Source organism: Thiohalomonas denitrificans (assembly GCF_016841685.1).
Lineage (GTDB): Bacteria > Pseudomonadota > Gammaproteobacteria > Thiohalomonadales > Thiohalomonadaceae > Thiohalomonas > Thiohalomonas denitrificans_A.
Genome location: NZ_JAENYR010000051.1, coordinates 20963 through 27266, shown reverse-complemented (window position 1 = coordinate 27266; position 6304 = coordinate 20963). Strand labels below are relative to the sequence as shown.

Below are 6304 nucleotides of genomic sequence, written 5' to 3'. Positions count from 1 at the left end.
ATGGTGACTATTTGATCATGCCTCGATCTCGGTATCAAGTGGGGAGCGCACCCCTATGGGGAGGCACACAGCTGGCGCACTTACACCACACCAGATAACCCGTACGCGATAAAGGTGTGGCGGGTGGAAGATTTTGAAGAGGTTGAATCCGGTAGCGGTTATCTGGAGCCGGTTCCTAATGGGAAAAGCTTTGAGGCTGGGGGTATCATCGCTTCCTGCCAGCGAGAGGAAAAGGTCCCAGGGGTCCACTGGAAGCATCAAGAGGGAAGCTGGTCGATTACTTTGGCGGCCGTGGGGGGAGGCATTCAGGAAACGAATGACCTTTATCTTAATGAGGCCCCTGAGGCTGGATATAAGCCGAAGATAACGGTTTCACAGACAAGAGGAAGCTCCAATTACCGAGTCCGCATCTATCCAGCGCGTCACTACTACTATATCGCCCATAATGGCCAACGGTATGGAAGCTTTTCAGCTTCATTTGACCCTTACATGGAAAGCGATGTGTGCCTAGTTAAAATAAGTTTCAAGTACAACCCTCACGGTTCGCGAAATCTGGCAGTTAAACCCCGAGACTGACTGGTGATACCCACATAAAGGCAGCAAGCTCCCGCTTCGACGGCAGCCGCGCCACCCTCGAGCGCGAGGCCAGCACCAGCTACGACTTCGACGGCGACGGTGAGTTCGACACCACCGTCCTGGGACGGCTCACCGAGGATGCCGAGGGTAATGACCTCTTCCAACAGGCCGCCGAGGGCGAAACGCCCGACGTACAGGGCGTGAGGCTCTCCCGTAAGCTTCCCCTCGGAGTATTCGGGCGAGATTCCCCGGTCGAGGAGTGGGTTGGGTTTGATTTGGAAAAGGCCGATTGGGTCTCCCCCCTATGGAGAGGGTGTGAGATCCGATATTGGACTGAAATATTACGGAAACATGCGCAAGCCTTCGTTGAGCCACACCGAACCGTTTCGGAAATAATATGGGAGCCGCCAGGACCCGAAGAAGGAGGTCCGAAGGTTCCATTGGCAGTCAAATGGGCGGACAATGGCTCTGATTTCCGGGTGTTTTGGGCAGGTCGGGCTTAAGCCCGTCGAACTCCAGTGACGGCCTTAAGGCCGATCTACAGGAAGAACCGGTGGTCCGATGATGAAGGTCGGGCTTTAGTCCGTCGTCCGGTCGGGGGGCTTTGTACTCGGGCGCCTATCTCCAAAGGGGGGCTGGGTTATCCCCGGTCAGCCGCTAAACTGTTCCGCATATTAGCCTTTTTGAATATTTGATATGGATCTGCTACCGGTTTTCATGAATATCCGCGACCGCCGGGCCCTGGTGGTCGGCGGTGGTGAAGTGGCTGCGCGCAAAGCCGGCGTGTTGCTGGAGGCGGGCGCCAAGGTCACGGTGGTGGCCCCCGAACTGACCGATACCTTGAACGACCAGGTGGAAGAGGGGCGTATCGACTACCGGCCGGGCCGTTTCGAGGAGTCCGATCTGGACGGTATCATGCTGGTGATCGCGGCGACGGATGACCAGGCGGTCAACCGCGAAGTCTCGGAACGCGCCCAGACGCGGAGTATTCCGGTGAACGTGGTGGACAATCCGGAGCTGTGCAGCTTTGTGATGCCCTCGATTATCGATCGCTCGCCGGTACAGATCGCCGTTTCCACCGGAGGCGCATCGCCGGTGTTGGCTCGCATGCTGCGGGCCAAGCTGGAGTCGGCCATTCCCATCGCCTATGGCCGGTTGGCGGGCATGCTTGAGCGCTTCCGCGACCCGGTCAAGGCGCGTTTTTCGACCGTCAATGCGCGTCGCAATTTCTGGGAAGGTATTCTCGAGGGGCGGGTCGCCGAGCTCGTTTTTGCCGGCAAGGATCAGGAGGCGGAGCAGGCGCTGGAGCAGGCGATTGCCGAGGGCGAGGACCGGGAGGTGGGTGAGGTCTATCTGATCGGTGGTGGTCCCGGTGACCCGGACCTGTTGACGTTCCGCGCGCTGCGGCTGATGCAGCAGGCGGATGTCATCGTTCACGATCGTCTGATCTCCAAGGAGGTGCTGGACCTCTCGCGTCGGGACGCCGAGCGCATCTACGTCGGCAAGGAGCGGGATAATCACTCCGTGCCGCAGGATCAGATCAATCAACTGCTGGTGGACCTTGCCAAGCAGGGCAAGCGCGTTTGTCGTTTGAAAGGCGGCGACCCGTTTGTGTTCGGACGGGGCGGCGAGGAGATCGAGACGCTTACGGCCGAGGGTGTCGATTTCCAGGTGGTCCCGGGTATTACCGCGGCCCTGGGAACTTCTGCCTACGCCGGCATTCCGCTTACGCACCGCGATTACTCACAGGCGGCGGTATTCGTCACCGGACATTTGAAAGACGGCTCCATGAACCTCAACTGGTCGGCGCTGGCACAGCCCAACCAGACCGTGGTGTTTTACATGGGATTGAAGGGACTACCGGTTATCTGCAGCAAGCTCATCGAAAACGGCATGGACGGGGATACGCCGATTGCACTGGTCCAGCAGGCGACCACCCCCAGACAGCGGGTCTTTACCGGCACACTGAATACCATGCCCGACGTTATCCACAATAGCGACATCAAGCCACCGACGCTGATCATCGTCGGAAATGTGGTGAAGCTGCACGAAAAGCTGGGTTGGTTCCGATCGGAAGAAATGAGACGCCGCGGTGAGACCGCCCAGCGCGGCGTTACTGCGGAGTAACGAGAAAACGGCTTAAACCACAGAGACCACAGAGATCACGAGAACTGCCTAAGAAGAGACTAAGGTTTAGTCTTCGGACGGCAAAAGGTTGCGCACACAGATCATCGAACATGCAGTTTGTTCTCTGTGCCCTCTGTGGTTACAATCCGTTTACTTGGGCCGCTGCTGTTCCGGTTTGACCTTTGGTGTGAAGTATTCGTCGGCATCGTCGATGTCCACCGGGTTGCCGTCGTTGTCCTCCAGCGGCTGTTCGTAGTCGTTCCAGCCGCGGACACCGGTCTTCAGGGAATACACGTTCTTGTAGCCCATGCGCTGCATGGTATAGGCGGCCAGTACGCTGCGGTTACCGGATCGGCAGACCACGACTACCTCGCGGTCCCGGGCCTGAACCAGCTCCGGGATGGTCTCCTCGTAGTCCCACTCACAGGAGGCTTCGAGAATACCCCGAGGCGCATTGATAGAGCCCCTGATATGCATGGCGTCGAACTCGTAGGGTTCACGCACGTCCAACAACAGGAGGTCGGGGTTTTCCTCCAGCCGATCGACGAGGTCCCAGGGAAACAGCTCTTCGACTTCGGAAACGTGTTCTGCAATCAGGTCGGTGAAGGTTTTCATGTCCGTAGGCCTAAGGGTCTGTCGGAAACGGCGGATTTTACGTGCTTTGACCGGTGAGCTCAAAGAGAAGTCCATGAGTCCACTCGGTTAGCTGAAAAGGCCAGCCTGGCAAAACGGAGTGAGATATGGCAGTCGAAAAATTCATTCCCATCAAATCGGAAGACGAACCCGAAATTGATGAGCGTCTTGAGGCGTTCAGCGCGCCTTGTGAAGGCAAGGAACCGTACGTGTTGATGGTCCTCGGTGATTCGATGGCACCCGAGTTCCAGGCTGGTGATGTCGTGGTAATTGAACCACACAACATGTTCAAGGACGGGTCCTATGTCGTTGCCTTTTACAATGAAGAGTATATCTTCCGCAAGCTACGGATGGTCGGCGGCGACAGGTATTATCTGGAAGCCGAAAATCACGCCTACCCTGCTCATCAGCTGGAGAACCTGGATCAAATCAAGGGTGTTATCACGCAGCGCAAACGTCCGGGAGGCGGGCGGAAGAACATGAGAACTTACACCTGAGGAGCGGCGGCGCGAAAGCGTGGTGCTTGGCGAGCGATGCAAGTGCTTGCCTCAAAGTATGCTGGCCTTCGGTATACTTTCTCCGCCATTACTGTATAGTGTCTAAAGTCGCCGCATATCCGGTCAGTTGCGACGCTCGCGGTCGATCCCCGATTAAACCTCGAAGCACCCCACTCGATTTGCCTGGACCGGGCCGGATCAGGAGCCTGTTGGCTCTATCATGCGGTTGGCCCAACCAAGAGTTTTCATTCCAATATGTCATTTGATTCGCTCGGCCTTTCGGCCGAACTGCTTAGCGCCGTGGCCGATCAGGGCTACAGTGAACCCACTCCCGTGCAGTATCAGGCCATTCCAATCATTCTGGAAGGTCACGACATTATGGCCGGTGCGCAGACCGGAACCGGCAAGACGGCCGGTTTTACGTTGCCGCTGCTGCAGCGACTTTCCACCTCTCAGGGGAAAAACAAGCGGGCTGTACGCGCCTTGATCCTGACACCGACCCGCGAACTGGCGGCCCAGGTGAGTGAGAGTGTCGAGACCTATGGAAGACATCTGCCCCTGAAAAGCGCGGCGGTATTCGGTGGCGTCAGCATCAATCCGCAGATCCAGAAACTCCGGCGCGGCGTGGATATCCTGATTGCCACCCCGGGGCGCCTGCTCGACCATGTGGGGCAGGGGACAGTCGATCTCTCCGCACTGGAGGTGCTGGTGCTGGACGAGGCCGATCGGATGCTCGACATGGGATTCATTCACGACATCCGTCGTGTTCTGAAGTTGCTTCCGAAGCAGCGGCAGAATCTGATGTTTTCCGCGACCTTTTCCGATGAGATCAAGAGACTGGCACACGGGATTCTGAGTCAGCCAAAGCTCATCGAGGTCGCCGGGCGCAATACCGCCTCCGAACAGGTCGAGCAGGTCGTGCATCCAGTGGACCGACACCGCAAGCGGGAGTTGCTGTCCTTCCTCATCGGCTCCCGGGACTGGCGCCAGGTCTTGGTTTTCACCCGCACCAAACATGGTGCCAACCGATTGGCCGGTCAGTTGGAGAAAGATGGTATCAGCGCTGCCGCGATCCATGGCAACAAGAGTCAGGGGGCACGTACCAGGGCCCTGGCGGACTTCAAGAAGGGTGCGGTCAGGGTGTTGGTGGCCACCGACATTGCCGCTCGCGGTCTGGACATCGACCAGCTTCCGCACGTGGTGAATTTCGAACTGCCGAATGTATCGGAAGATTATGTACACCGGATCGGCCGCACCGGCCGCGCCGGCAGGGAGGGCGAGGCCGCCTCTCTGGTGTGTGTCGATGAGGAGAAGCTGCTGCACGGCATTGAGCGCTTGTTGAAACGCGACGTCCCCAAGGTGGTCATCAAGGGCTACGAGCCGGACCCCAGTATAAAACCTGAGCCGATTGAAAATGGCCGCCGTGGGAAGGGAGGTCCGGGTCGGGCCGCCGGTCACGAACGCCCGCAGGCAAACGGAAAGAAGCGCCAGAGCCGTGGAGCCGACCGCTCGGGTGAAAAGACCCGCCGCAAGGGTAGGGCAGGTTCCCGAGTAACCGTATAAGGTAGGGTAGGGTAGGGCAGGGCGTGCGGGGGGGCCCCGCACGGTCCTCGCTTGATGTCTGTCGCATGCAGCCCTGCATGCGTCTTATCGCCTTTCCTGCAACTCGTGGATGGGATCCTTCAGGTACGAGCCCGACAGCGCCTTGTTATTCCTTCTGGCAGAGATTCTGCTCTACGGCCATTACGGCCGCTTCGACGCGTGAGTGGACGTCCAACTTGCGCAAAATCGCTTTGACGTGAAGCTTGACGGTGCCGTCGGAGATACCCAGATTGCGGGCGATAACCTTGTTGCTCTGGCCTTCGGCGAGCAGACACAGGATCTCTTTCTCACGCGGAGTGAGTTCGTCGAACGGATTGGCTTCCACCTTGGGGGTTTCCACTGTCAGGCCGCCGTCGCCCTGAACGACCCGTGCAAGTACGCCAGCCAGTTCGGGGGCAACGATGGTTTTGCCACTGACGATTTCCCGCAAGGCTTCGACCAGTTCGGTGGGCTCCATATCTTTCAGCAGGTAACCCTGGGCGCCATTGCGCAGACACTCGACCAGGTCTTCCTCCTCGTTGGAGGTGGTCAGCATGACGATGGGCATGGCCAGTCCTTCGCGGCGCAGGGCGTTCAGCACCTCGAGTCCGTTCATGTCGGGCATGCGCATGTCCAAAAGGATAATCTCGGGCTGCAATTCCTTCGCTTTTTCCAGGCCCTCCCGCCCGTCCCCCACCGCGGCAGCTACGTCAATACCGTGACGTTCGAGCAGCGTTTCAAGGCCGCTGCGAAAAAGGGTGTGGTCATCAATCAACAAGACACGCATGGGGTCTCTCAATCCAGTCAAAAGGACAGGCTCCTAGGGGACGACCCGTCCGGGAAACGTGTTGCCATAAGGCATTGATACGTTTTCCTTGGTGCAGGTCGTT

6 protein-coding genes are annotated in these 6304 nt (G+C 58.3%); 4 read left to right on the top strand and 2 right to left on the bottom strand.

The annotated features are described in order from the left end of the window. Positions 1-123: 123 nt before the first annotated feature. Together Q7L05_RS11660 and cysG are read left to right on the top strand one after the other, a co-directional pair. Positions 124-576: a hypothetical protein gene (locus tag Q7L05_RS11660; protein WP_303906564.1), complete on the top strand. Its 453-nt coding sequence runs from the start codon at positions 124-126 to the stop codon at positions 574-576. A 696-nt stretch (positions 577-1272) separates the two neighbouring features. Further along, the gene (gene cysG / locus Q7L05_RS11655; protein WP_303906561.1) at positions 1273-2703 is read left to right on the top strand and encodes a siroheme synthase CysG; all 1431 of its coding nucleotides are present in this window, start codon (positions 1273-1275) and stop codon (positions 2701-2703) included. A gap of 150 nt (positions 2704-2853) precedes the next feature. Here the strand turns inward: cysG and Q7L05_RS11650 are convergent, their stop codons facing one another. Further along, positions 2854-3318 (bottom strand): rhodanese-like domain-containing protein, encoded by a 465-nt coding sequence (locus Q7L05_RS11650; RefSeq protein WP_303906558.1) that lies wholly within the window; start codon positions 3316-3318, stop codon positions 2854-2856. A 125-nt stretch (positions 3319-3443) separates the two neighbouring features. Between Q7L05_RS11650 and Q7L05_RS11645 the strand changes: the two genes are divergently transcribed. Further along, entirely contained in the window at positions 3444-3833 is a 390-nt protein-coding gene (locus tag Q7L05_RS11645) for a S24 family peptidase (protein WP_303906555.1), read from the top strand. Between the two features lie 255 nt (positions 3834-4088). Further along, the gene (locus Q7L05_RS11640; RefSeq protein ID WP_303906552.1) at positions 4089-5396 is read left to right on the top strand and encodes a DEAD/DEAH box helicase; all 1308 of its coding nucleotides are present in this window, start codon (positions 4089-4091) and stop codon (positions 5394-5396) included. A gap of 145 nt (positions 5397-5541) precedes the next feature. On the opposite strand, the gene Q7L05_RS11635 is transcribed toward Q7L05_RS11640, so the two are convergent. After that, positions 5542-6201 carry a response regulator gene (locus Q7L05_RS11635; protein ID WP_303906549.1) on the bottom strand — a complete coding sequence of 220 codons (660 nt, stop codon included), beginning with the start codon at positions 6199-6201 and terminating at the stop codon, positions 5542-5544. Positions 6202-6304 lie beyond the last annotated feature (103 nt).